The 21,825-nt window shown below is 47.6% G+C and carries 22 protein-coding genes and 1 riboswitch; of the genes, 5 read left to right on the top strand and 17 right to left on the bottom strand.

Features of this window, described 5'->3' with window-relative positions:
* The first annotated feature begins 71 nt into the window (after positions 1 to 71).
* From narL to AWU77_RS15350, 3 genes are read left to right on the top strand one after another with little or no spacing between them, the layout of a single operon-like run.
* Positions 72 to 716, top strand: a complete 645-nt coding sequence (narL, locus tag AWU77_RS15360; RefSeq protein ID WP_062065113.1) for a two-component system response regulator NarL — start codon at positions 72 to 74, stop codon at positions 714 to 716.
* Between the two features lie 20 nt (positions 717 to 736).
* Positions 737 to 1,993, top strand: a complete 1,257-nt coding sequence (glp, locus tag AWU77_RS15355) for a gephyrin-like molybdotransferase Glp (RefSeq protein ID WP_062065110.1) — start codon at positions 737 to 739, stop codon at positions 1,991 to 1,993.
* An 18-nt stretch (positions 1,994 to 2,011) separates the two neighbouring features.
* On the top strand, positions 2,012 to 2,749 hold the full coding sequence (locus AWU77_RS15350; RefSeq protein ID WP_062065105.1) for a sulfite exporter TauE/SafE family protein: 738 nt from the start codon (positions 2,012 to 2,014) through the stop codon (positions 2,747 to 2,749).
* Between the two features lie 12 nt (positions 2,750 to 2,761).
* On the opposite strand, the gene AWU77_RS15345 is transcribed toward AWU77_RS15350, so the two are convergent.
* The 9 genes from AWU77_RS15345 to AWU77_RS15305 all read right to left on the bottom strand — a co-directional run bounded on the left by AWU77_RS15345 (position 2,762) and on the right by AWU77_RS15305 (position 9,663).
* Positions 2,762 to 3,232 (bottom strand): molybdenum cofactor biosynthesis protein MoaE, encoded by a 471-nt coding sequence (locus AWU77_RS15345; protein ID WP_062065101.1) that lies wholly within the window; start codon positions 3,230 to 3,232, stop codon positions 2,762 to 2,764.
* Between the two features lie 10 nt (positions 3,233 to 3,242).
* Positions 3,243 to 3,491 (bottom strand): MoaD/ThiS family protein, encoded by a 249-nt coding sequence (locus tag AWU77_RS15340; RefSeq protein ID WP_062065098.1) that lies wholly within the window; start codon positions 3,489 to 3,491, stop codon positions 3,243 to 3,245.
* Positions 3,484 to 3,999 (bottom strand): cyclic pyranopterin monophosphate synthase MoaC, encoded by a 516-nt coding sequence (gene moaC / locus AWU77_RS15335; protein ID WP_062065095.1) that lies wholly within the window; start codon positions 3,997 to 3,999, stop codon positions 3,484 to 3,486. The genes AWU77_RS15340 and moaC overlap by 8 nt, the downstream gene beginning before the upstream one ends.
* A gap of 14 nt (positions 4,000 to 4,013) precedes the next feature.
* Positions 4,014 to 4,559, bottom strand: coding sequence for a molybdenum cofactor biosynthesis protein B (moaB, locus tag AWU77_RS15330; RefSeq protein ID WP_062065092.1), 546 nt, complete (start codon positions 4,557 to 4,559; stop codon positions 4,014 to 4,016).
* 27 nt (positions 4,560 to 4,586) lie between these two features.
* Positions 4,587 to 5,573, bottom strand: a complete 987-nt coding sequence (moaA, locus tag AWU77_RS15325) for a GTP 3',8-cyclase MoaA (protein ID WP_062065089.1) — start codon at positions 5,571 to 5,573, stop codon at positions 4,587 to 4,589.
* Positions 5,562 to 5,681, bottom strand: a riboswitch (molybdenum cofactor riboswitch). Its footprint overlaps the gene before it by 12 nt.
* A 56-nt stretch (positions 5,682 to 5,737) precedes the next feature.
* Complete coding sequence (locus AWU77_RS15320) at positions 5,738 to 6,130, bottom strand: putative zinc-binding protein (RefSeq protein WP_062065086.1); 393 nt, start codon at positions 6,128 to 6,130, stop codon at positions 5,738 to 5,740.
* 104 nt (positions 6,131 to 6,234) lie between these two features.
* The gene (locus AWU77_RS15315; protein ID WP_062065083.1) at positions 6,235 to 7,494 is read right to left on the bottom strand and encodes a nitrate/nitrite transporter; all 1,260 of its coding nucleotides are present in this window, start codon (positions 7,492 to 7,494) and stop codon (positions 6,235 to 6,237) included.
* A 249-nt stretch (positions 7,495 to 7,743) separates the two neighbouring features.
* Positions 7,744 to 8,637 carry a U32 family peptidase gene (locus AWU77_RS15310; RefSeq protein ID WP_062065080.1) on the bottom strand — a complete coding sequence of 298 codons (894 nt, stop codon included), beginning with the start codon at positions 8,635 to 8,637 and terminating at the stop codon, positions 7,744 to 7,746.
* 18 nt (positions 8,638 to 8,655) lie between these two features.
* Complete coding sequence (locus AWU77_RS15305; RefSeq protein WP_062065077.1) at positions 8,656 to 9,663, bottom strand: peptidase U32 family protein; 1,008 nt, start codon at positions 9,661 to 9,663, stop codon at positions 8,656 to 8,658.
* A gap of 87 nt (positions 9,664 to 9,750) precedes the next feature.
* Between AWU77_RS15305 and AWU77_RS15300 the strand changes: the two genes are divergently transcribed.
* Entirely contained in the window at positions 9,751 to 10,266 is a 516-nt protein-coding gene (locus AWU77_RS15300) for an SCP2 domain-containing protein (RefSeq protein ID WP_062065073.1), read from the top strand.
* A 63-nt stretch (positions 10,267 to 10,329) separates the two neighbouring features.
* Here AWU77_RS15300 and nrdD read toward each other — a convergent pair whose 3' ends face one another.
* Both nrdD and nrdG read right to left on the bottom strand, forming a co-directional pair.
* Positions 10,330 to 12,174: an anaerobic ribonucleoside-triphosphate reductase gene (gene nrdD, locus AWU77_RS15295; RefSeq protein ID WP_062065069.1), complete on the bottom strand. Its 1,845-nt coding sequence runs from the start codon at positions 12,172 to 12,174 to the stop codon at positions 10,330 to 10,332.
* A gap of 37 nt (positions 12,175 to 12,211) precedes the next feature.
* Entirely contained in the window at positions 12,212 to 12,679 is a 468-nt protein-coding gene (nrdG, locus tag AWU77_RS15290) for an anaerobic ribonucleoside-triphosphate reductase activating protein (protein ID WP_062065066.1), read from the bottom strand.
* 221 nt (positions 12,680 to 12,900) lie between these two features.
* Between nrdG and AWU77_RS15285 the strand changes: the two genes are divergently transcribed.
* A complete protein-coding gene (locus AWU77_RS15285) occupies positions 12,901 to 13,284 on the top strand; it encodes a hypothetical protein (RefSeq protein WP_062065063.1) in 384 nt (127 codons plus the stop codon).
* Positions 13,285 to 13,427: 143 nt separating this feature from the next.
* Here the strand turns inward: AWU77_RS15285 and AWU77_RS15280 are convergent, their stop codons facing one another.
* The 6 genes from AWU77_RS15280 to AWU77_RS15255 all read right to left on the bottom strand — a co-directional run bounded on the left by AWU77_RS15280 (position 13,428) and on the right by AWU77_RS15255 (position 21,805).
* Entirely contained in the window at positions 13,428 to 14,195 is a 768-nt protein-coding gene (locus tag AWU77_RS15280) for a peptidylprolyl isomerase (RefSeq protein WP_062065060.1), read from the bottom strand.
* Between the two features lie 17 nt (positions 14,196 to 14,212).
* A complete protein-coding gene (narI, locus tag AWU77_RS15275) occupies positions 14,213 to 14,902 on the bottom strand; it encodes a respiratory nitrate reductase subunit gamma (RefSeq protein WP_062065057.1) in 690 nt (229 codons plus the stop codon).
* A gap of 11 nt (positions 14,903 to 14,913) precedes the next feature.
* Positions 14,914 to 15,648, bottom strand: coding sequence for a nitrate reductase molybdenum cofactor assembly chaperone (gene narJ, locus AWU77_RS15270; protein WP_062065054.1), 735 nt, complete (start codon positions 15,646 to 15,648; stop codon positions 14,914 to 14,916).
* 5 nt (positions 15,649 to 15,653) lie between these two features.
* Complete coding sequence (narH, locus tag AWU77_RS15265) at positions 15,654 to 17,189, bottom strand: nitrate reductase subunit beta (protein ID WP_062065052.1); 1,536 nt, start codon at positions 17,187 to 17,189, stop codon at positions 15,654 to 15,656.
* Between the two features lie 66 nt (positions 17,190 to 17,255).
* Complete coding sequence (locus AWU77_RS15260) at positions 17,256 to 20,978, bottom strand: nitrate reductase subunit alpha (protein WP_062065049.1); 3,723 nt, start codon at positions 20,976 to 20,978, stop codon at positions 17,256 to 17,258.
* Between the two features lie 338 nt (positions 20,979 to 21,316).
* Positions 21,317 to 21,805, bottom strand: coding sequence for an HPP family protein (locus tag AWU77_RS15255; RefSeq protein WP_062065046.1), 489 nt, complete (start codon positions 21,803 to 21,805; stop codon positions 21,317 to 21,319).
* Positions 21,806 to 21,825 lie beyond the last annotated feature (20 nt).

Genomic DNA, 21,825 nt, shown 5'->3' with positions numbered 1-21,825 from the left:
GGAGCTGCAATTGAGTACTACAAGCAGTTAAACTGCCGTTATTGAGCTATTTATAAGAAGAGGAGAATCTTGTGACAGAGACAGCCGCGAGCATCATGTTGGTGGACGATCATCCGTTATTGCGCAAAGGTTTGCGTCAACTGTTAACCCTGGCGGGCGATATGGAAGTGGTAGCCGAAGCGAGTAATGGCAAAGATGCAATTAAATTGGCGAGTGAGCTCGACCCGGATTTAATTCTGTTAGATTTAAATATGCAGGGCATGGATGGATTGGAAACTCTGCGCCATTTGCGCGATGAGGGTGTCACGTCACGCATTGTGATGCTGACCGTTTCCGATGCCGATGAAGATGTGCTCAGTGCAATTTCAGCAGGAGCCGATGGCTATTTACTGAAAGACATGGAGCCGGAAGATATGCTGGTGCAAATCGAACGCGCTTTGTCGGGCAAAATGGTATTGAGTGAAGCGGTTACACAAGTGTTGGCTACCGCTATTCGCAACCCCACCACTAAAGCCGCCGAGGGGAGCGACAGTCTCACCCAGCGCGAATTGGAAATTCTAAAATTAATTGCCAAGGGCATGAGCAATAAAGTGATTGCTCGCGAATTGGATATCTCCGACGGCACCGTTAAAGTACACGTTAAACATTTGTTAAAAAAATTGCATTTGCGTTCACGGGTGGAAGCCGCAGTGTGGATGATTAATCAGCAAAACTAATATTCAGTAGAGGCTTATTAATGGACTGTTGTGCACAACTTGGTTTGTTACCGGTAGAAGATGCGCTGTTGCGTATGCAGCAACAATTAATTCCAGTGCAAGAAACGGAATGGGTTGATGTAGCGCTTGCGTTAGATCGTGTGCTTGCTGAAGCGGTACTGGCCAGCATTAATGTTCCTGCCAGTGATAATTCGGCGATGGATGGTTACGCACTGCGCGGTGCCGATGCTCAAACTGATGGCGCGCTGTTTGAGGTGATTGGGCAGTCGCTGGCCGGGCACCCATTTTGTTTTGCAGCGCAACAGGGTGCAGCATCTGCACTTGGTAGCATGCAGGCAGTTCGCATTATGACGGGTGCAATGATTCCTGCCGGTGCCGATACAGTAGTGATGCAAGAAAATGTTACGCGCACCGGCGAAACCCTGCAGTTAAATACAGCGGTTGTGACGGGGGATAATATTCGCCGCGCGGGTGAAGATATAAAAATCGGCAGTGAAATTCTAAGCCAAGGCCATCGCATTAGTGCGCTGGATATAGGTCTGCTGGCATCGCTGGGTATTGCGCGAGTAAAAGTCTGGCGGAAATTGCGCATCGCGGTCTTATCTACCGGCGATGAATTATTGCCACCGGGCGCGCCGCACAATGCCGACAAAATTTATGACAGCAATCGCCCATTACTCTGTGCACTCTTGCAGCGTTTAGCGGTGGAGGTTAAAGACGTCGGCATAGTTGCCGATGATCTGCCCGCATTGCGGACGGCGTTTACTCAAGCCATGCAATGGGCCGATCTGGTTATTTCTAGCGGCGGTGTATCGGTGGGGGATGCGGACTACACCAAAGCCGTGTTAGCAGAATTAGGTGAAATCGATTTTTGGAAAATCGCCATGAAACCGGGCAAGCCATTTGCATTTGGCCGCTTGGGCGCGGGTTGGTTTGTTGGTTTGCCGGGCAACCCTGTGTCAACGGCAGTGACTTATCACCAATTGGTGGTGCCTGCGGTGCGATATTTGGCCGGTGAAAAAACGCTTGAGCTTATGCAGTTGAGTGCCATCGCCGAACAGCGATTAAAAAAACAGCCGGGGCGAATGGATTTTCAGCGCGGAATTTTAATTAATGACCAAGGTGTTAATCGCGTTGTCAGTGCTGGTTCACAAAGTTCCGGTGTGTTAAGCAGCATGGCAAAAGCCAATTGTTATATTCGCTTGGAAGCGGAGCGGGGCACAGTGCAACCCGGTGAAACCGTTACTGTTATCCCGTTTGATAAATTTATTAGCTAATGACAAAGAGGTTTTTTCTTGGACTTGGTTTTTATTTTGATCGCATGTGGAATTTTTATTGCCGCAGTTCTTTATTCTTCGGTGGGGCATGCAGGGGCTTCTGGTTATATTGCCATTATGGCGCTTGCGGGCTTGGCTCCGGAAAGTTTAAAACCCGCCGCGCTGGTATTAAATATTTTGGTGGCGAGCATCGCCAGCACTAAATACATTCGGGCCAAAGCATTTTCCTGGCCGCTGCTGTGGTCATTAATTATCACTTCAATTCCCTGCGCTTTCATCGGTGGCGGTTTAACGCTACCGGGTCATTACTACAAACCCATTCTTGGCGCAGTCTTAATTTATGCTGCGTTCCATTCATTTTTCACTGCTAAAGCCGCTGTTTTACAAGAATCCAAAACACCACAAAAACTGTGGCTAATTGGCACGGGTGCGATCATTGGTTTTTTGTCTGGCTTGATTGGTGTGGGTGGTGGCATTTTTCTGAGCCCCATTTTGTTATTTCTCCGCTGGGGTGAAACGCGCATTATTTCCGGCGTAGCGGCAGTATTTATTTTAGTGAATTCTATCGCGGGTTTACTGGGGCTAATTGCCAAACATCCGGTTTTGCCCGAGGGCATTAGCTACTGGGCAATTGCCGCGATTATGGGCGGCTGGCTGGGCGCCGAATTTGGCAGCAAGCGTTTTAGCGGCACCGTGATTCGGCAAGTGATGGCAGTAGTGCTGTTAATTGCAGGCGGAAAAATGTTTTTGGGGTGAGTGCAGCAGTGTTTACCAGCGCTGTGCAAGTTGTTCGTCGCTGTCTTTGGCGGCAACCCAGTAAGATTCCGGAGCGCTGCCCGGGTATTGTTTAAGCGTTTCTTTTTTCCAAAACGGTGCGCTGGTTTTTAATGTATCCATAATAAATTGAGCGGCTTCAAAAGCATCGGTGCGGTGTGCGCTGGATACACCCACCAACACAATCTGGTCGCCCGGCAACAGCTTTCCAGTGCGATGAATAATTGTTGTGCCGAGTAATTTCCAGCGTGCGGTTGCCGCTGTGCTGAGCTGCTGAAGCATCGCCTCGGTCATGCCGGGATAGTGTTCCAGCTCAAGACTAATTAGCTGCTGTGGCGGCAAGAAATCGCGCACCAGTCCGCTAAAGAGTACCACCGCACCACAGGGGTAATGCGCCGCTCTTAAATGGTTGTATTCTTTATTTAAATCGAAATCTTCTGTTTGTACACGCACTGAATTGCTCATATATACCTACTTAGCCACCTGTCACTGGCGGAAAAAAAGCGACCTCATCACCTGCTACAATCGCAGAGTTATTGTTGGCCATGGCGTGATTGACGGCGATCAACAATTTTTTTTCTAAAAATATTTTCTCCCACTGCGGATGTTGTTTAACGATAAAATCTTTCAGCTGGGCGATGTTTTCACCTGAAAAATGCTCGACCAACATGTCCGCGCAACCGAGGCGCTCGCGCAAGTCGGCAAAAAAACATACTTTAATCATGCTCGCTCTCCTTTTGCCAATCCCCTGTTTTGCCACCGGATTTTTGTTCTACATAAATAGAGTTGATCTCCATGTGTTTATCTACCGCTTTGCACATATCGTAAATGGTTAGCGCGGCAACACTGGCTGCGGTCAGCGCTTCCATTTCCACGCCGGTTTGACCATTGGTGATACAGCGCGCGCGAATAGCGATAGAGCCCAGAGCGAGATTGCAATCAAAGTCGATACTGACTTTGGCGAGCGCCAAAGGGTGGCAAAGTGGAATTAAATCGGCCGTTTTTTTTGCTGCCATAATGCCGGCAATACGCGCGGTGGCTAATACATCGCCTTTTTTCAAGCTGGCACTGTTGATGAGTTCAATCACATCTGGGCGGGTGATCAGCATCGCACTGGCAACGGCAATACGTTTGGTGACCGCTTTATCGCTGACATCCACCATGCAGGCAGCACCGGTTTGATCCAGATGCGTCAGGCTTGATGGGTTTTGTGTTAGGTATTGTTGGTTCATCGGTGGGTGCCTGATTAGCTTCGTGTGCCGCAGGGTGAGCGCTCGGTCTTTTTTAAATGTGGCACAAAGTTGCAAGGCCCCTGGGTTGAATCCAGTTGGTATTTAATAATTTCATCCCAGGCAGTTCTGCAGGCATTGGTAGAGCCAGGCAAGCAGAAAATGAGAGTGTTGTTTGCAAGCCCTGCAACCGCGCGCGATTGAATAGTTGACGTGCCTATGTGGCGATAAGAAATCTGGCGAAATAATTCACCAAAACCTTCCACTGTTTTATCAAACAGCGGTGTCATCGCCTCGGGTGTTGAATCGCGTCCGGTAAAACCGGTGCCGCCGGTAATTAAAATAACCTGAATGGTTTGATCCGCAATCCACTGCGAACACTGGGCGCGGATTTGATAAATATCATCAATAACCAATGCGCGCGCAGCCAATTGGTGCTGCGCTTCTTGCAGCCGCTCAATTAATGCGGCACCGGAAGTGTCAGTGGCCATGGTGCGGGTGTCAGATACGGTTAGAACTGCAATTGCCAGCGGTAGTGTAGTGTCAGTGGTGTGGTGTCCCATAAATAGCTCGCTTGTTGTTAACAGGGTTCAGCCGCCAATCATGGCCAGGTGGCGGGTTGAGCCAGTGACCTGATGGTGTAAATCGTGACCGGCGGTTTTATGTTGCAGTGCGGCGCGCAAAAAATGCATTAGCGGTTGCGGATCATCACTTTGTAATAGTGCGCGCATGGATTGATGTTGTTCGGCGAATAAACATAAATACAGCTCTGCCTTGCTGGATACCCTCAGGCGATTGCAATCCGCGCAAAAATTTTTGCTGTAGGGCATGATCAGCCCAATGGCGCCGACATAATCCGGGTGGATAAATTCTTTGGCGGGGCCAGCATTGGCGCTGCGAATTTTCTGTGTCCAGCCTTCGGCTAACAAACGCTGCTGAATACTTTCGCCACTTAAATGTTGGCGCGCAAAAAAATCGGCATTGTCGCCGGTGCGCATTAATTCAATAAAACGCAGCGTCAGCTTGCGCGTTTTAATAAATGCGAGAAAATCATCCAGCTCACTGGCATTTTGTTCGCGCAGCAATACAGTGTTGATTTTAACTTGTGTAAAACCAAGCGCCTGAGCCTGTTCCAGCCCGGTTAAAATACTGCGCAATTTTCCGCTGCCGGTGATTAATTGGAACATCTCCGGGCGCAAACTATCGATGCTGACATTAAGTGCATCCAAACCAGCGGCGCGCCAACTGGTGACATCTTTTTCCAAGCGGAAGCCATTGGTTGTGAGTGCTACAGAGGTAATTCCCGCAACACTTTTGCAGATAGTTATTATCTCGCATAGATCGCGGCGCAAACTGGGTTCACCACCAGTGAGGCGAATTTTTTGGGTGCCTAACAATGCAAAAGCGGTGACTAGGCGGCGAATTTCAGTGGGATTTAAATCGCCATTCATAGAGTGGCATTCACTGCCGTCGGGCAGGCAATACCTGCAACTGAAATTACATTTTTCGGTGAGCGATAGGCGCAGGTAACCAAAGGCGCGTGCAAACCTGTCCGTCAAGGGTGGTTCAATCAACATAAAACACCTTTCCAATCCGGGAGGCCTGTTCATTTCTAAACAGACCCATTGGCTTAATGCCATAGTCGGGATGACGTTAGGTCATGAAGCTCGGCGTTGTTTCTAGTGAGATTTATACTAGCGGGTTTGCGCTGTTGGTGTTATTGCCGTAAATGGGTGTGCGATTACCCCTTTGTAGGTAGGTCGCTTTTTGTTGAAGCTAATAATTTATGTGCGCTGCTCAAGGCTTTATGCATGTCGCCAACAGAACAGCTCTGGTGTTCAATTTTTTTCAAGCCCAAACTACTTAGTTCCAAATGCCAGCGGGGTGTAATCTCATGGTTTCCCAATACATTTTTCACACAAGCTATTCTGCAGCCATCAATGGCGAGAATAGGGCGCCCGGATTTTGCGATTTTAACTAAGCCTTTTACATTGCCGCCTACGCCCGCAATACAAGACATTTGTGCATGCCCTTCGCGGTCGAGTACAACGGCAACATCATTGGCCAGTTGCGCCACATTTGAACAACCTGAGCAGGAATAGACTAATGGTACGTCGGTATTTTTGTTGGTCATGATTGTGCCCTGATACGTTTATACAATGGTGAAAATAAACTGTAATCAGTATAAAAATGGCGGGCTTGTTGCGCTTGATCTGCATCAAGCCCGCTTGAATAGTATTAACCTTGTTGCAGCGCATTGCGCTGTAATTCTTGTTTGGCATGTACTGGGCGAACTTCGGTAAAGTACATCCACATCAATGATGTCCAAATAATGCCGAACATAAACATAAATGCAGATGAGCGCACACCCGTTAAATCGACCAGCGCACCAAATATAATCGGCAAAATAAATCCACCCAAACCGCCTGCGAGCCCAACAATACCAGACACTACACCAATATTTTGCGGGTAACCATCGGCAATATATTTAAATACTGATGCTTTGCCCACCGCGAAGGCTATGCCCATGGCAAACATAATAATCGTGAAGCTGGCTGCCCCCAGACCAAGATGAAAACTCATTGGGCCTTTAAGTGTGGTGATGACAATTTCAGTGGGTGGATAAGATAGAAAAAATAAACACACAAGTGATACCCAGAGTACCCACCAGGTAACCGTGTGAGCGCCAAACTTATCGGAGAAGTAGCCACCCAATGCGCGCAACATGCCGCCGGGTAAACTAAATGCAACTGCCAGCAGTGCCGCTGTTTTTAAATCAAAACCATATTCGGTGATGTAGTATTTTGTCATCCATAGTGAGAGCGCCACATAGCCGCCAAATACAATGGAGTAATACTGGCTGTAGCGCCATACGCGGGGATCTTTTAATACCATGAGCTGTTGTTTAATGGTGACTTTGCTGGTTGCGCTGTGGGATTTATCGGTAAAGCTAAAAAACCAAAATAGCATTGCGGTAATCAGCATTAACACGGCATAGACTTTGGGTACCATTGTCCAGCCATAGGCAACTACTATTAATGGTGCCACCAATTTGGTCACTGCAGCACCGGTATTGCCCGCGCCAAAAATTCCCATCGCCAAACCTTGACGCTCTTTTTTAAACCAGCGTGCGCAATAGGCAATACCAACGGTAAATGAACCGCCGGCGACTCCCACAAATAAACTCAGTACTAAAAATTGCCAGTAAACTGTTGCGTAAGAAATTAGCCAGATTGGCAGTACAGTGGCGAGCATTAATATTAAAAATACAATTCTGCCGCCAAAGCGATCGGTCCACATACCCATGGGCAATCGGATTAAAGAACCGGTCAATACCGGCATAGCAATTAATAAACCAAATTCAGTTTCATTGAGCCCGAGCATTTCTTTGATGGGAATGCCGATAACCGCAAACATCATCCAAATCATAAAACAAATGGTAAATGAAAACGTACTGGCGATAACCACCGACCAAGCTTTGTATTCACTTTTTCCCATAACTATCTCCTAGCGATGCCAATAAATTGCAGTGTGAGTATCATTAAGTGGTGCTCTTCAACAGCAGTTTACTAGGCTTGTTATGGTTGCGCGGTGGTTTGAATAGGTAGGCGCTACCCACAATGAGGTAATTAAAAATGGCGGGTCTATCGTGATAAGAAAGTTGTTACGGATAAGCCGAATATGATTTCGCTGCGCACCCATTTGCGTGATTGGTCATCGGCCAATACCAGGGAATCGCTTGTTCCGTTAATGTGCTCCGCTGCTGGCGATGATTAATTCTTTGCCCGCTTGTTCGTGCCAAAAACCATTGCAGTCAGGTTTTTGTAGCGGAAACAGGATTGGATTTTTCGCTTGTTGTTGAAAGCGTTCGAGCCAGACAAAGGTGTCTTGGGGCTGTGGGCTTAAGCGAATAATATCCACGCTATTATGCAGCGTTGGCAAATCATTAATAAGATTGTGGCGGTAACCGGACTGGGTTTGAATACCATTTAAGGTAAATAATATTTCGCCTTCCTGACTGGTTACAGTGCGCCCCGCTGGATATTTATTGCAGCATAAATCGCATTGGTCTTTTGGTTTTCCCTCGGCGCGCGCGGTAAAACAGCGCGCCGACCACGCAAGCGGTAAATGGCCAAAGGCAAATAACTCGGTTGTAAAACATTCGCGCACATCGTTTATTTCGCTGCTGGCCAACATGGCATTGATCCAGCGCAGCGGCAATTCCACTGGAATTACCCAGCGCTGCATGCCCATTTTCATTAGGTAGCGCAAACTGTGCTGGTTGTAACAGTTCAGTGTATTGCCTGCTACAAATGGCAGCCCGCGTTCATTTAATAAACCCACCGCACCTACATCATTGGCTTCAATTAAAAATTCGCCATTGTCGCAATAGCGGTTTAGTTCGCGTAAATCGGCGGGTGATTCCAGCAGGGTCATGCTGGAAAGCACAACTTCTTTACCGGCTTCGCGTAGTTGGTGGGCGATGGTGAGGTAATCTTCCAAGCGCAACTCGCGCCGCTTGGGGCACACAGTTTCACCTAAATAAATAATATCCACCGGGGATTCAGCGGCAGTGCGATAAAAATCCAATACGCTATTTTTATCCCAAAAATATAAAATAGGGCCGAGTGAAAATTTCATAATCGCAACCTTTTATTATTATCGCCACTGCCGTTCATAGGCGCCCAGTGTAGTTTGGCTACCTTCAGCCAGTTGTGCGAGCGCAGCTTGCCATTCCGCTTGCACTAAAAATTTTGCAGGATCGGCGCGACAGCAATCAATCGCTGCGCGCCATGCGCGGGTAACCTGCGCGACATAAGCGGCGCTGCGTTGACGCCCCTCGATTTTTAATGAGCGAATTCCCAGCACTAATAATTCTGGCAATAATTCCATTGTATTTAAGCTGGTGGGCTCTTCCAGTGCATGGTAGGGCGCAGTGTCGGTTTCATCGGCGAGTGCGAAGCGACCTTTGCACAGTGTGGGATAGCCCGCCGTTTCTTGCGCGCCAAAACGATCAATCAACACATTGTTCAAGCGCGACTCCAATACACCGTTGCGATCTTCCCAGCGCACAAATTCAGCCGGTGAGCAGGCGCCAAATGTATTGGGCGATTGCCCGGTCAAATAGGAACTTAAATAACAGCGTCCCTCCGCCATAATGCAGAGGCTGCCAAAGGCAAATACCTCCAGCGGTGTAGTGCAGGAACGCGCCAAAATTTTTACTTGTGCGATAGACAATACACGGGGCAATACCACGCGCTGCACATTAAATTGCTGCGTATAAAAATCGATAGCGGCTGCGTTAGTTGCGGATGCTTGCACAGATAAATGCAGTTCTGTTTCTGGATAGCGCTCGGCGGCATATTGCAGAATGCTCAGATCGGCAATAATTAATGCATCAACTCCGCAGGCAATCGCCTCATCTACAGCGCTACTCCAATGCTGCCAGGTATCCGGGTGGGCAAAAGTATTAATTGCCAGATGCACCTTGCATTGGTGTTGATGTGCATAGTGTGTTGCTTCTTTTAGTTTGAGCGCATCCAAATTCAAACCGGCAAAATGGCGCGCGTTAGTTTTGTTGCGCAACCCCAGGTAAACCGCATCCGCACCATTTTCAATGGCGGCCTTAAGTGCAGGAATATTGCCTGCCGGGCATAACAATTCCATCGTCTACCTCCAATGGTTAATAGCCAGCCTGCGGTTGACTTGTCATGATGTTTTGCATTGCTCTATTGTCAATCATGAGGTGCAAAAATGTTATACCAACAAAGGGTAAGTCAGGGGGTAGATGCGCTCGCACAGGCGATGATTCCACGCCTGCCAAGTGCAATGAATTGGGCGGCGCGACGGGTGCCAGATCGGCTGCAGCAAGTAGCTTTGGCGCGCAGCCTTAACTATGCCCTGCGCGAGGCTATTGCTGCGGATGAATTGGATTTTTTTTGCAATAAATTACTGCATATTTGTGTGAAGGATATAGATGTGCAATTTGGCATTCGCTATCACCGCCATAAGTTGGTGGTGACAGATGCAGTGGCGGAACCGGATCTGCGTTTTAGTGCAAACAGTTATGATCTGCTACTGATTGCAACACAACAGCTTGATCCGGACATGTTGTTTTTTCAGCGGCGGCTGGAAATGAATGGCGATACTGAATTGGGTTTGGGGATTAAAAACTTATTGGCCAGTATTGAGTTAAATGCCCAATTGCCCCCGCGTATCGCTAGCGTGATACAGCAAGTTGCCGGAACTATTGCGCGTAATCGAAAATAGCTTAAGCAAAAAAACTGCACTCCGGCTACAGGTGCCGGGTGCAGAATTGGCTAATTAATTATCCTAAGCGGTAGCGGTTGATTCATATGGCTCAGCTTGATATTGCGCGCTATTTGCTGAACTGGTGCGCGCTTTTTTCACATGGTAGTGACGCAATTTGTGCTCTTTGCGCCGCCCGGCACTGAATGACGAAATACGTTTCAAATAACCAATTACGCGAGTGCCATAGTCCACATCGTCTGAACCGCAGGCGGAGCAGTGGTGCAGGGTGCGTTTATCAATCTGCTGGCACTGATTACAGATTGTGATTTTTACGTTGATGCAGAAGTAGTTGCAGCCGGTTTTAGCGGCGATATTAATCAGGTTTAGATAGGCATCTGCACTTAATGCTTCGTCCAGATTTAAATGCAGTGCCGAGCCACCATCGAGATAATCAATCAACTCGCGGCCATGCAAAATAAACTTATCAAGCGGGTTGGTCGCCTCATCTTCTACTATATAAAAATACGAGTTATAACAGTCGCGTTTCACTTCATAGCCATCGGCCTTATCCCATTTTGCATTTTTAATTCCCAAATTTTCGGCGGGAACAAATTCGGTATTAAATAAATATCCGAATTCTGCTTTGGCCGCTTTGTTTGCGTTGTAAATCACCTTTAAATGATTTTGGACAAAGGCAATATACTCTTTGTTATTGCTGACTTTTATGCCTTGTGACTCAGCGGCCTCCGCCATGCCGTTAATGCCGATGGTGAGGAATTGTTTGTTAAGGCTAATAAAACCTGCGGAGTACACGTTTAGCATGCCAGCGGCTAAATAATCTTCCATTAATTGGCGATATGCGACCTGGTAGCAGTGAATTTTTTTCACTTCGGTGAGGAGGTCGCGTTTGTCTTGTACCAAACGGTTCATATTAAGGGTGATGACATTAATTGAACCGGTGGCGACACCGCCAGCACCGAGGGTGTAAGAAAATGTGTGGTCGCTAATTTCATTGCGCAGGCGGCAGCAAGAGGCGAGCGAATCGGCATTGTCAGACAGGTACATAAAAAATGCACTGCCTTGCGCGAGATGTGAACCTATAGCGGCAGCAAAGACCTGATCTTTACACTGACCATCTTCAGTTAACATGGCAACGGTCACCACCGGGAAGGTCAGTAAGGTTTTGTTGCGCTCGGCATTAAACCAATGCAGGAAAAAATCTTGCAGTTGGGCAACGCTATTCCATTCGGGCTTGGTGAAATCCGGGAATACAAATTCGCCAAACATCGAATCGAAATAGTGTTGGTCATAAATAGAAATGTTCCAGAACACACTTTGATAACCGCGCGCTGCCGCCGGTTGATTCAGGGCATAAACAACATGTTGCAAGTGGTTGGCAATTTGTTTGGTGTGGGTGGTGAGGTAATTGTCGCCATAGTCTTTGCGCGCAAAATAATCAAAATAGGTGAGGAATTCGACGGTTGCTATTGCACCGGCAAACTGCGAACTTACTGCAAAAACAAAATTCACAAATGTGCCGCAAAAAGATTCCAGGTGCTGTGGCGCGCGGGATTCCCCGCCCAGCTTGGTCAGCCCATCCAATAAAAATGGGTACATGGTGAGCGATGCACAATAGGGTTTTAGGCTGGTTTCATCGTGCACATAAATTTCATGTTGCTCAATTTGGCGAATATATTCAGTTGCCATTTTATCGCCAAACAATTCGGAAATTTTCCGGCTGACTTGCGCGCGATTAACCTGCACAAAAAAATCTTTCATTAACTCCGCTTCCAATGTGGCAATATTTTTTTGCGTGACATTGGCATTGGCGTCCATGGTGGAACCGTCAGCGGCATTTTCTGCCGCTAAATAATGCTGAATAAAATTTAATTTTTCATCGAGTTGAGCAGGGTTCAGGCGCAGCATAAAAAACTCCTCGTGATAGATGATGACTAACGTGTAATTAACAATTGGCAGTGGCGTGAAATTTGTAATTCAATAATTCATTGGTGCGTAAATCGATGAAGCGCTGATTGGTATTAGGGTTGTCCAAACCGCCGCGCGCTGCAGTCCAAGCGCCGGTTTTTACATAGGTCAAGTGCGGTAATAAACAATTGGGAATCAAATCAAAACCGCTGTAGAGGCAGGTGTGTAAGTTGGCGCGCTGCGCTTGTTCAAGCAGGGGCTGTAAAAGTGCGGGAAGCCATTCCCCGCCAAAAAAAACGACGCAACTAATGAGCCCGCGATACTCGTCCAAACGGCTCTGAAAATAGTCTTTGTAGAGTGGCTCCCCTAGCTTGGGGTTGCGGTATTCGCTGCTATGACAGCCTTTGCAGCGCAGGGGGCAGCCAGTAATGGTGTAAGCCAGTGAGGTTTCACCGGGCACTTCCTGCCACACAATCTGTTCGTTCACAAAACGTAAGAATTTCATAAAACACCATATCTAGTATTTATTTTTTGGTTTGCATCTATATGTGGTGCAAGACTAGTCTGTGAGCTGGCTTAAATAATTGATCTACATCAAGCCTTGGGCGCTGCTACCCACAAAGGAGTAGGTGGCTGGCGGGGAGGTAGCTAAACCTTAATGGGTATTTAACCGCTCGGGTGGAGTGCGTAGATTGTGTGATTGGGTAATTAGACGAGGTTAAGCCAATGGAACATTTTGATGATTTTTTAACAGCTGCACGGGCGCAAGCAGATGCGCAACGTTTATTGTTGGTATTTGTGGCGGTAGATGAGGTGGCAAATAACAATACACAGGAGGGCGGTTTTCTAACCCCTAAAATGTGTGTTGATAAAACGCCGAATGAAATTACCAGCTTCAATGATCTGATCGCGGAAGCGGCGCAGACGGGTCAGGTTTGGTCGCTGGTGTTTGCTGCCAGCCTTGCCGGTAAAGGCGCTGATGCACCAAGCAGCAGCGATGCCAACAAACCCCTTGATGCAATGATTGCAGGTATTAATACCGGTATGATTCAGCAGTATTTGGTATTTGATAAGCAGGGGGATATTTTGTCGTTAACGGCCAACGAGTAGCGCGAATTTACCAGAACAGACGCGTGCACCATCCAATTCATCAAACGGAATCTGCGCGCGTATTGGTTCCACTAAGACTGTCATCGTATGAACGGTGCCAGGCTTTTTCATTTCACCTTGCACCACAAATCAATGATTAAAATTTATTGTATGAGCGGTGATGCAGGCACAGAAAAATCATAACCTTCTATCTTTGCATCATTAATCAATTGCTGAATATATTGGGCGATAGCTTTGTGGCGTACACGCTCCTGTAAAAAGTGTGCAATTTTGGTTTTGACATCATCAAATTGCAGTGCTTGCCCCGGGGTGATGCGATTGACTTTTACGATATGAAAACCATAGCGGCTTTCCAGTGGTTGGTGATGTAAACCCACAGGCAATAACAATAACTGCCGTTCAAACTCTGGCACTGTTTGGCCGCGGCTGATAACACCCAAATCGCCGCCCTCATGTTTGGACGGGCAGGCGGAATGGGTTTGTGCCAGCTGGGCAAAATCCTGCCCCAGCTGTAATTTTATTAACAGCGCTTCAGCGTCTTGTTTTGCGGTAATACGCACAGCTTCATCGTCCGGTGCTGCAGCAATTAAAATATGCTGCAATTCAAGCAGTGGTGAACTCATAAAACGCTGCGCATTAGCGCGATAATATTGCTGGCAGGCCTGTTCATCCGCCGTTGGCAATTGCACTTCCTGCGCAAGTAAGGCTTCAATAAAATCTTCATCGGAAGCCTCTGCGTTATCGTCGCCCACTTGCAGTTCAAGTTGCGCTGCGCGCTGGCGCAGCAATTCGCTGATGATTAATGCCTCAGCGGCTTTAATCATGGCTTCGCGCTGCGAAGCTGCCGGGTGATATTGCATTTCAGCCAGAATATGTTGCTCATTAATAGTGGCTTGGTTGACTTGAATCATAGGGTTCTCCTTCGCGATTAATGCCAGGCTTTTTTGCGCACAATTTGATAGCGGCGCCCCAGGTATTGCACCGGCACACTGAATACATGTACCAAGCGGCTAAAGGGGAATACCACAAATAAACTCATTCCCAAAAACACATGGAGTTTATAAATCCAGTGTACTGAAGCTATAGCCGTTGCCGCTTGCGCAGGATCAAAGGTGACAATGTTTTGCGCCCAACTCATTAACAACAACATTTCTTCGCCGTCGGTATGTTGCGCAGAAATAAAAATCGAACCCAACCCCAAAATCAATTGTGCGTAGAGTAACAGCAATACGGTGATGTCCATGGTGCTACTGGTGGCGCGAATGCGCGGATTAAATAAACGGCGGCGCAGTAGAATCGTCAGTCCGATAAAACAAATAACACCAAATACACCGCCGAGTGTCATCGCAATCAATTGTTTGTGATGCGCGTGAATGCCGAGCACATGCCACACTTCAACGGGTGTTAATAACCCGACAAAATGACCCAGCAATACCGTGATGATACCTACGTGAAATAAACGGCTACCGGTTTTGAGTTGTTTGCTTTCCAGCAATTGGCTGGAGCTGGCTCTCCAGGTGTATTGCTCGCGGTCGTAGCGAATCCAGCTGGCGATAAAACAAATAATTAATGCCAGATAGGGATAGAGGCCAAATAATAATGTGTTGAGATAATTCATAACTGCTCCTATTACCGCGCACTGGCTTGTAAATTTACTAATTCATCGACATTGAGAAATTCGACATGATCCCGGCTCTGTTGTGGGGTGGGGCGCGCCGTTGTATTACTGCAGCTATCGGCATTTTTTTCAGCGCCGAAATTCACCACTTCATCCTCCCAGACCTTATCTAATGCCTCGGGTGTGTCATCGCGTTTTTCTTGCTCTAGTTGTGCGTGCAGTTCGTCGATATTAACCTCGACACCCGAAAGCAAAATCAGGCAGTGGAATAGCCCGGCATAGGGGTTGTCGCGCTTTTCCAGGCGGCAGGCCAATACCGCTAAAATCGGCGCTACTTCCTCTAAACCTATGCGTGCATTTTCTTCACCTTGGGTGGATAAAAACTCCAGATACAGCGGTAAATAATCCGGCAATTCTTTTACTCCTATATCCAGACCTGCATCCCGGTATTGTTGTTGGAGATTCACCATGGCTTGCCCTCTATCGCGCGATTCACCGTGGATATGCTCAAATAAATGCAGTGAAAGCGCGCGGCCGCGCTCAAACAAACCGTCATAGTCTGATTGCAAATCCAGCAGCGAACTGTGGCTGTAGTGTGCTAAAAATTTATCTAAAAACCTGTGCAGTTGTTGCTGATGATCCGGCACTGCCATCTGTTGCACGGTTGCTCGCAACTCCGCCACCAATTCGGCAGAGTTGTCTTGCGGATAATCTAACAGGAGTGATAAAACCCTTAACAATTTCATATGCATTACTCCTGAGTCGATACGGGAATGACTTGGCGAACCCCTTTGGCTTTTGTGCCAAATAAGCTCACATCATTGTTGCCATCGCCGCAGCCATTACCAAAACTAAAACCGCAACTGCTTTTTAAATCGTAGGCATTTTCGGCATAGGCGCGGTGGCTGGTCGGCACCACAAAACGGTCTTCGTAATTGGCGATGGCCATATAGCGATACATTTCTTCAACCGTGGCGACATCGAGACCGACTTGTTTCAACACTGCTAAATCCTGCACGCCATCTACATGTTTGCTGCGCATATAGGCGCGCATGGCAATCATGCGCTCCAGCGCATATTCCACTGGTTTTTCATCACCTGCGGTGAGCAAGTTGGCGAGATAACGCAGCGGAATACGCAGCGATTTTAAATCGGGAATTTCGCCGTTCATGCCGATATGACCTGCTTGCGCTGCATTTTGAATAGGCGATAGCGGCGGTATGTACCACACCATTGGCAAGGTGCGATATTCAGGGTGCAAAGGCAGTGCGACTTGCCAATCAACCGCCATTTTGTAGACCGGCGAACGCTGTGCAGCGTCAATCCACGCCTGCGGAATACCTTCGGCTTGTGCGGCGGCAATGACACCGGGTGAGTTGGGATCAAGAAAAATATCCAGCTGTGCTTGATACAAATCTTTTTCGCTCGCCACACTGGCCGCTTCAGCGATGCGATCTGCATCGTATAACAGCACGCCTAAATAGCGAATGCGGCCCACACAGGTTTCTGAACAAACGGTTGGTTGACCTGCTTCAATGCGCGGATAACAAAAAGTACATTTTTCTGATTTGCCACTTTTCCAGTTGTAATAGATTTTTTTGTAAGGGCAGCCAGATACACACATCCGCCAGCCGCGACATTTATCCTGATCGATTAACACAATGCCGTCTTCTTCGCGTTTGTAAATTGCACCGGAAGGGCAGGAGGCAACACAGGCCGGGTTTAAGCAGTGCTCACATAAACGCGGCAGGTACATCAAAAATGTTTTTTCAAATTGTCCGTAAATTTCGGTTTGCACTACATTGTCAAAGTTTTTATCTTTTTTGCGTTTTGCAAACTCGGTGCCGAGAATTTCTTCCCAGTTTGGACCCCAGTTAATTTTTTCCATGCGCTGGCCGGTAATGAGCGAGCGCGGGCGCGCGGTGGGTTGGTGCTGGCTATTACCGGCGGTGTGCAGGTGCTGGTAATCAAAATCAAAAGGTTCGTAATAATCGTCAATTTCCGGTAGGTCCGGGTTGGCAAAAATATTGGCGAGTACACGCAGTTTGCCACCAATGCGCGGGGTTAGTTTTCCGTTGGCACTGCGCTGCCAGCCGCCTTTCCATTTATCTTGATTTTCCCACTCTTTGGGGAAGCCAACGCCAGGTTTTGTTTCTACGTTATTAAACCAGGCGTACTCAACACCTTCGCGAGAGGTCCAAACATTTTTGCAAGTAATAGAGCAAGTGTGGCAACCGATACATTTATCCAGGTTCAACACCATGCCAATCTGGGCACGAACTTTCATGTTAATTTCTCCGGTCGAGAATAATAATTTAAGAAGCTACGATTTTTTAACAGCGATCGCCTTGGTTTAGGGCGTATCCAGCCAATCCACTTCTGTCATTTTTCTCACAACCACAAATTCGTCGCGGTTGCAGCCAACGGTGCCGTAATAATTGAACCCGTATGCCTGTTGTGCATAGCCACCAATCATATGGGTTGGTTTCATAATGGCGCGGGTTACCGAGTTGTGCATGCCACCCCGTGTTTTACTGAGCGACGAGCCAGGCATATTAATAATGCGTTCCTGTGCGTGGTACATCATGCTCATGCCCTGCGGTACACGTTGAGATACCACTGCACGAGCAGCAATGGCACCATTCACATTAAAAATATCGATCCAGTCGTTATCTTCAATGCCTGCGGTTTTTGCATCTATTTCACTTATCCAAACAATCGGGCCACCGCGCGATAAAGTCAGCATTAACAAGTTGTCGCTGTAGGTGCTGTGAATGCCCCATTTTTGGTGTGGTGTAATCCAGTTCAAGGCAATTTCTTTATTGCCGTTTGGTGTGCGGTTCATCACCGGGCCGATGGTTTTTAAATTGACCGGCGGTTTATAACAGCACAGTTGCTCACCAAAATCGCGCATCCATTCATGATCCTGATAAAACTGCTGGCGGCCGGTGATGGTGCGCCACGGAATTAATTCATGCACATTGGTATAGCCCGCGTTGTAGGACACATGTTCATCTTCCAAACCTGACCAGGTGGGTGCAGAAATAATTTTGCGCGGCTGGGCAACAATATCGTGAAAGCGAATTTTTTCCTCTTCTTTGGGTTTGGCTAAATGGGTGTGGTCGCGCCCGGTAATTTTTGAAAGTGCATCCCAGGCTTTTACCGCAACATGCCCATTGGTTTCTGGTGCGAGCGATAAAATAACTTCGCAGGCATCAATTGCTGTTTCAATTTTCGGGCGACCTTGATGCGCACCTTCCTCATGGTGAATGCGATTTAATTTACCGAGGAATTCCACTTCTTCTTTGGTATCCCACTTAATGCCTTTGCCGCCATTGCCGAGTGATTCGAGCAGCGGGCCAACGGAGGTAAAACGTTTATAGGTGTTGGGGTAATCGCGTTCTACCACCACCATATTGGGCATGGTCAGCCCGGGTATGGCTTCACATTCACCTTTCCACCAGGCTTTAACACCGTAGGGTTGAGCGAGTTCATCGGGTGAATCGTGCATCATGGGTTGCGTAACAAAATCTTGCTCGACTCCCAAATGACCTTCACAAAGTGATGAGAATTTTTTGGCTATACCTTTAAAAATGTCCCAGTCACTGCGCGATTCCCATACCGGATCAATGGCTTTGGTGAGTGGATGAATAAACGGATGCATATCCGAGGTATTCATATCGTCTTTTTCATACCAGGTTGCGGTTGGCAGCACTATGTCGGAATACAAACAGGTGGTGGACATTCTGAAATCCAGTGTGACTAATAAATCCACCTTGCCCTCTGCACCTTCGTGATGCCATTTCACATCTTCCGGTTTTTTGCCATCTGCACCCAGGTCTTTGCCGAGCAAACCGTGTTTGGTGCCGAGCAAATGGTGCAGCATATATTCGTGGCCTTTACCGCTAGAGCCCAATAAGTTGGAGCGCCAGATAAAGAGGTTGCGCGGAAAATTTTCCGGTGCGTCGGGGTCGACACAGGAAAATTCAATTTCACCGCTTTTGAGTTTTTCAACTACATAATCCTTGGGCGATTTTCCTGCGGCAGTTGCGGCTGCAACAATGCTCAGTGGATTGGTTTTTAATTGTGGAGCAGAAGGCAGCCAGCCCATACGCTCAGCGCGCGCATTAAAATCGATAATACTGCCGCTCCATTTTTCTTTGTTGGCGAGTGGTGAAACTACTTCACTCATATCCAATTTTTCGTAGCGCCACTGGCTGGCATGATTATAGAAAAATGAGGTGCCGTTCATTTGGCGCGGTGGGCGCTGCCAATCCAAACCAAACGCAAGTGGCAGCCAACCATTTTGTGGGCGCAGTTTTTCCTGGCCGACATAATGTGCCCAACCGCCGCCACTTTGGCCAATGCAGCCGCACATCATCAGCATATTAATCAGGCTGCGGTAATTCATATCCATGTTGTACCAGTGATTGAGTGCAGCGCCTACAATCACCATTGAGCGGCCATGGGTTTTATCAGCGGTGCGCGCAAACTCACGTGCAACCCGAATAACATCTTCGCGTTTTACGCCGGTAATTTTTTCTTGCCATGCGGGGGTGTAGGGCGCGTCCTCATCAAAACTCTTGGCTACATTGGCATCACCCAAACCATTGTCTACACCGTAGTGTGCAACCATCAAATCAAACACACTGGCTACCCAAGTGGTTTCACCATTGGCCAGCAGCACTTTGCGTGCTGGCACTTTGCGCAATTGAATATCGCTGTGATCGGTGTGTTTAAAATAGTTATATTCGTGTTCGTTGCCGCCGAAGTAGGGGAAGGCAACGTCAATAATTTCATCGCAGTTATTTTTTAACGACAAAAGCGTATCTGTTTCAGCGCCGTTTTTTCCGTCGCGCTGTTCAAGATTCCACTTACCACTTTGCCCCCAGCGGTATCCAATCGAACCATTGGGGCTGATTAATTCTTGTGTCTGTGAATTAATAGCAATGGTTTTCCAGTCGGGATTATTTTCTTGCCCAAGATTGTCCACTAAATCTGCTGCGCGTAAAAAACGCCCTTGGGTTAAATGCTCGCCATGTGGTTCGAGCATTACCAGCATGGGCATATCGGTATATTGTTTTACATAGTTGGTAAAATAGGTACTGGGATTATCGATGTGAAATTCTTTTAAGATGACATGGCCAAACGCCATGCCCAGCGCTGCATCGGTGCCTTGTTTGGGCGCCAGCCAAGTGTCGCCAAATTTTGATGCTTCTGAATAATCGGAAGTGATGACGCAGGTTTTGGTGCCCTTATAGCGAACTTCAGATAAAAAATGCGCATCGGGTGTGCGTGTCTGCGGAACGTTAGAGCCCCATACAATAATGTAATTGGAGTTATACCAATCGGCCGATTCAGGAACGTCGGTTTGCTCGCCCCACACCTGTGGTGATGAAGGTGGTAAGTCGCAATACCAATCGTAAAAACTTAAACAGTTGCCGCCAATTAATGATAGGTAGCGCGAGCCAGCCGCGTAGGACACCATCGACATAGCGGGAATAGGCGAGAAACCGCTAATGCGATCTGGCCCATAGGTTTTTGCGGTGTACACATTTGCAGCGGCAATAATTTCATTGACTTCGCCCCAGTGGGCGCGCACAAAACCGCCCAGACCGCGACGGGATTTATATTTTTTTGCGCGTGCGGGATCTTCCACAATGGAACCCCAGGCTTCTACCGGGTCGCAATATTCCTGCCGCGCTTCGCGCCAAAGTTCAATTAATGCCTGACGCACTTTGGGATATTTCAAGCGATTGGCGCTGTAAATATACCAGGAGTAACTGGCGCCGCGAGGGCAGCCGCGCGGTTCATGGTTTGGTAAATCGGGGCGTGTGCGCGGGTAATCTGTCTGTTGGGTTTCCCAAGTGATCAAACCGTCTTTCACGTAAATTTTCCAGCTACAAGAACCGGTGCAATTGACTCCGTGGGTTGAGCGCACAATTTTATCGTGCTGCCAGCGTTGACGATAACCTTGCTCCCAAGTGCGATCTTCATTGGTGGTAGCACCATGCCCATCAGCAAAGGGTTCTTGACGTTTTTTAAAAAAACGTAATTTGTCGAGTAGATGACTCATTCTTCGGCAGCTCCTAAAAGTGTGCGCGTCAATCCATTACAGCCCTAAGGTGGTTATGTTAATGGCGCGCTTTCGGTTCACGGTTGACACTTGAATACTGCGCCATTCATGAGTTGTCTGCCAGTGAGGGAAAAGTGTCAAAAACGGCGCTAACTACCTCTTAGTGAGTATTTGATTTGTTAGGCTAACCTTATGAATTTATTACATTTATTGTATTTTTTATAAGGCTGGTTAAAGTAAAAAAATACACCCTAGTGCAGAAGGAGTACTCCAATAAAAAGGCCGCTCTAGCATGTGGGGAGCGGCCTTAAAAAAATAGGATAATAAGAATAAAAAAATTAATGCGGGGCGAGGGCGGCTAGCACATCCATAGCAGTAATAACACCGATTACTTTATTGTTGTCGGTGACAAATACGCGATGTAAATGTTGTTCAAGCAGCAATTGTGCGACTGATTTAATTGATTCACGCTGGTCGATTGCAATTACTTCATGGGTCATTATCTGATGCACCGTGCAGTTTTTGTCGGCATCCTTCACCCAGGAGCGCAACACCTCTTCATTTATTTCCTGACCGCAGCTATCCCTATAGTGATTGCGCAGTGCATTACTTTTATCGCCCTCGGTGAGGTTATTAAATTTAAATACGTCGCTTATGCTTACCACTCCTACTAATTCGTGGTCTGATGCTATGACCGGCGCGGCGGAAATTTTTCGGTTAATAAAAAAATCCGCCAAACGGCTGATCGTCCAGCCCTCATAGGCGGTTAATAATGTGCTGCTCATAATATCTTTGGCGCAAGAGCCGCTAGTATTGGTAGTATTCATCATTGAGCCTCGTGTGGTTT

The organism is Cellvibrio sp. OA-2007 (assembly GCF_000953825.1).
In the GTDB taxonomy this organism is placed as follows: Bacteria; Pseudomonadota; Gammaproteobacteria; order Pseudomonadales; family Cellvibrionaceae; genus Cellvibrio.
The sequence above is the reverse complement of the archived record's forward strand: the minus strand, read 5'-3'. Positions and strand labels throughout refer to the sequence as shown.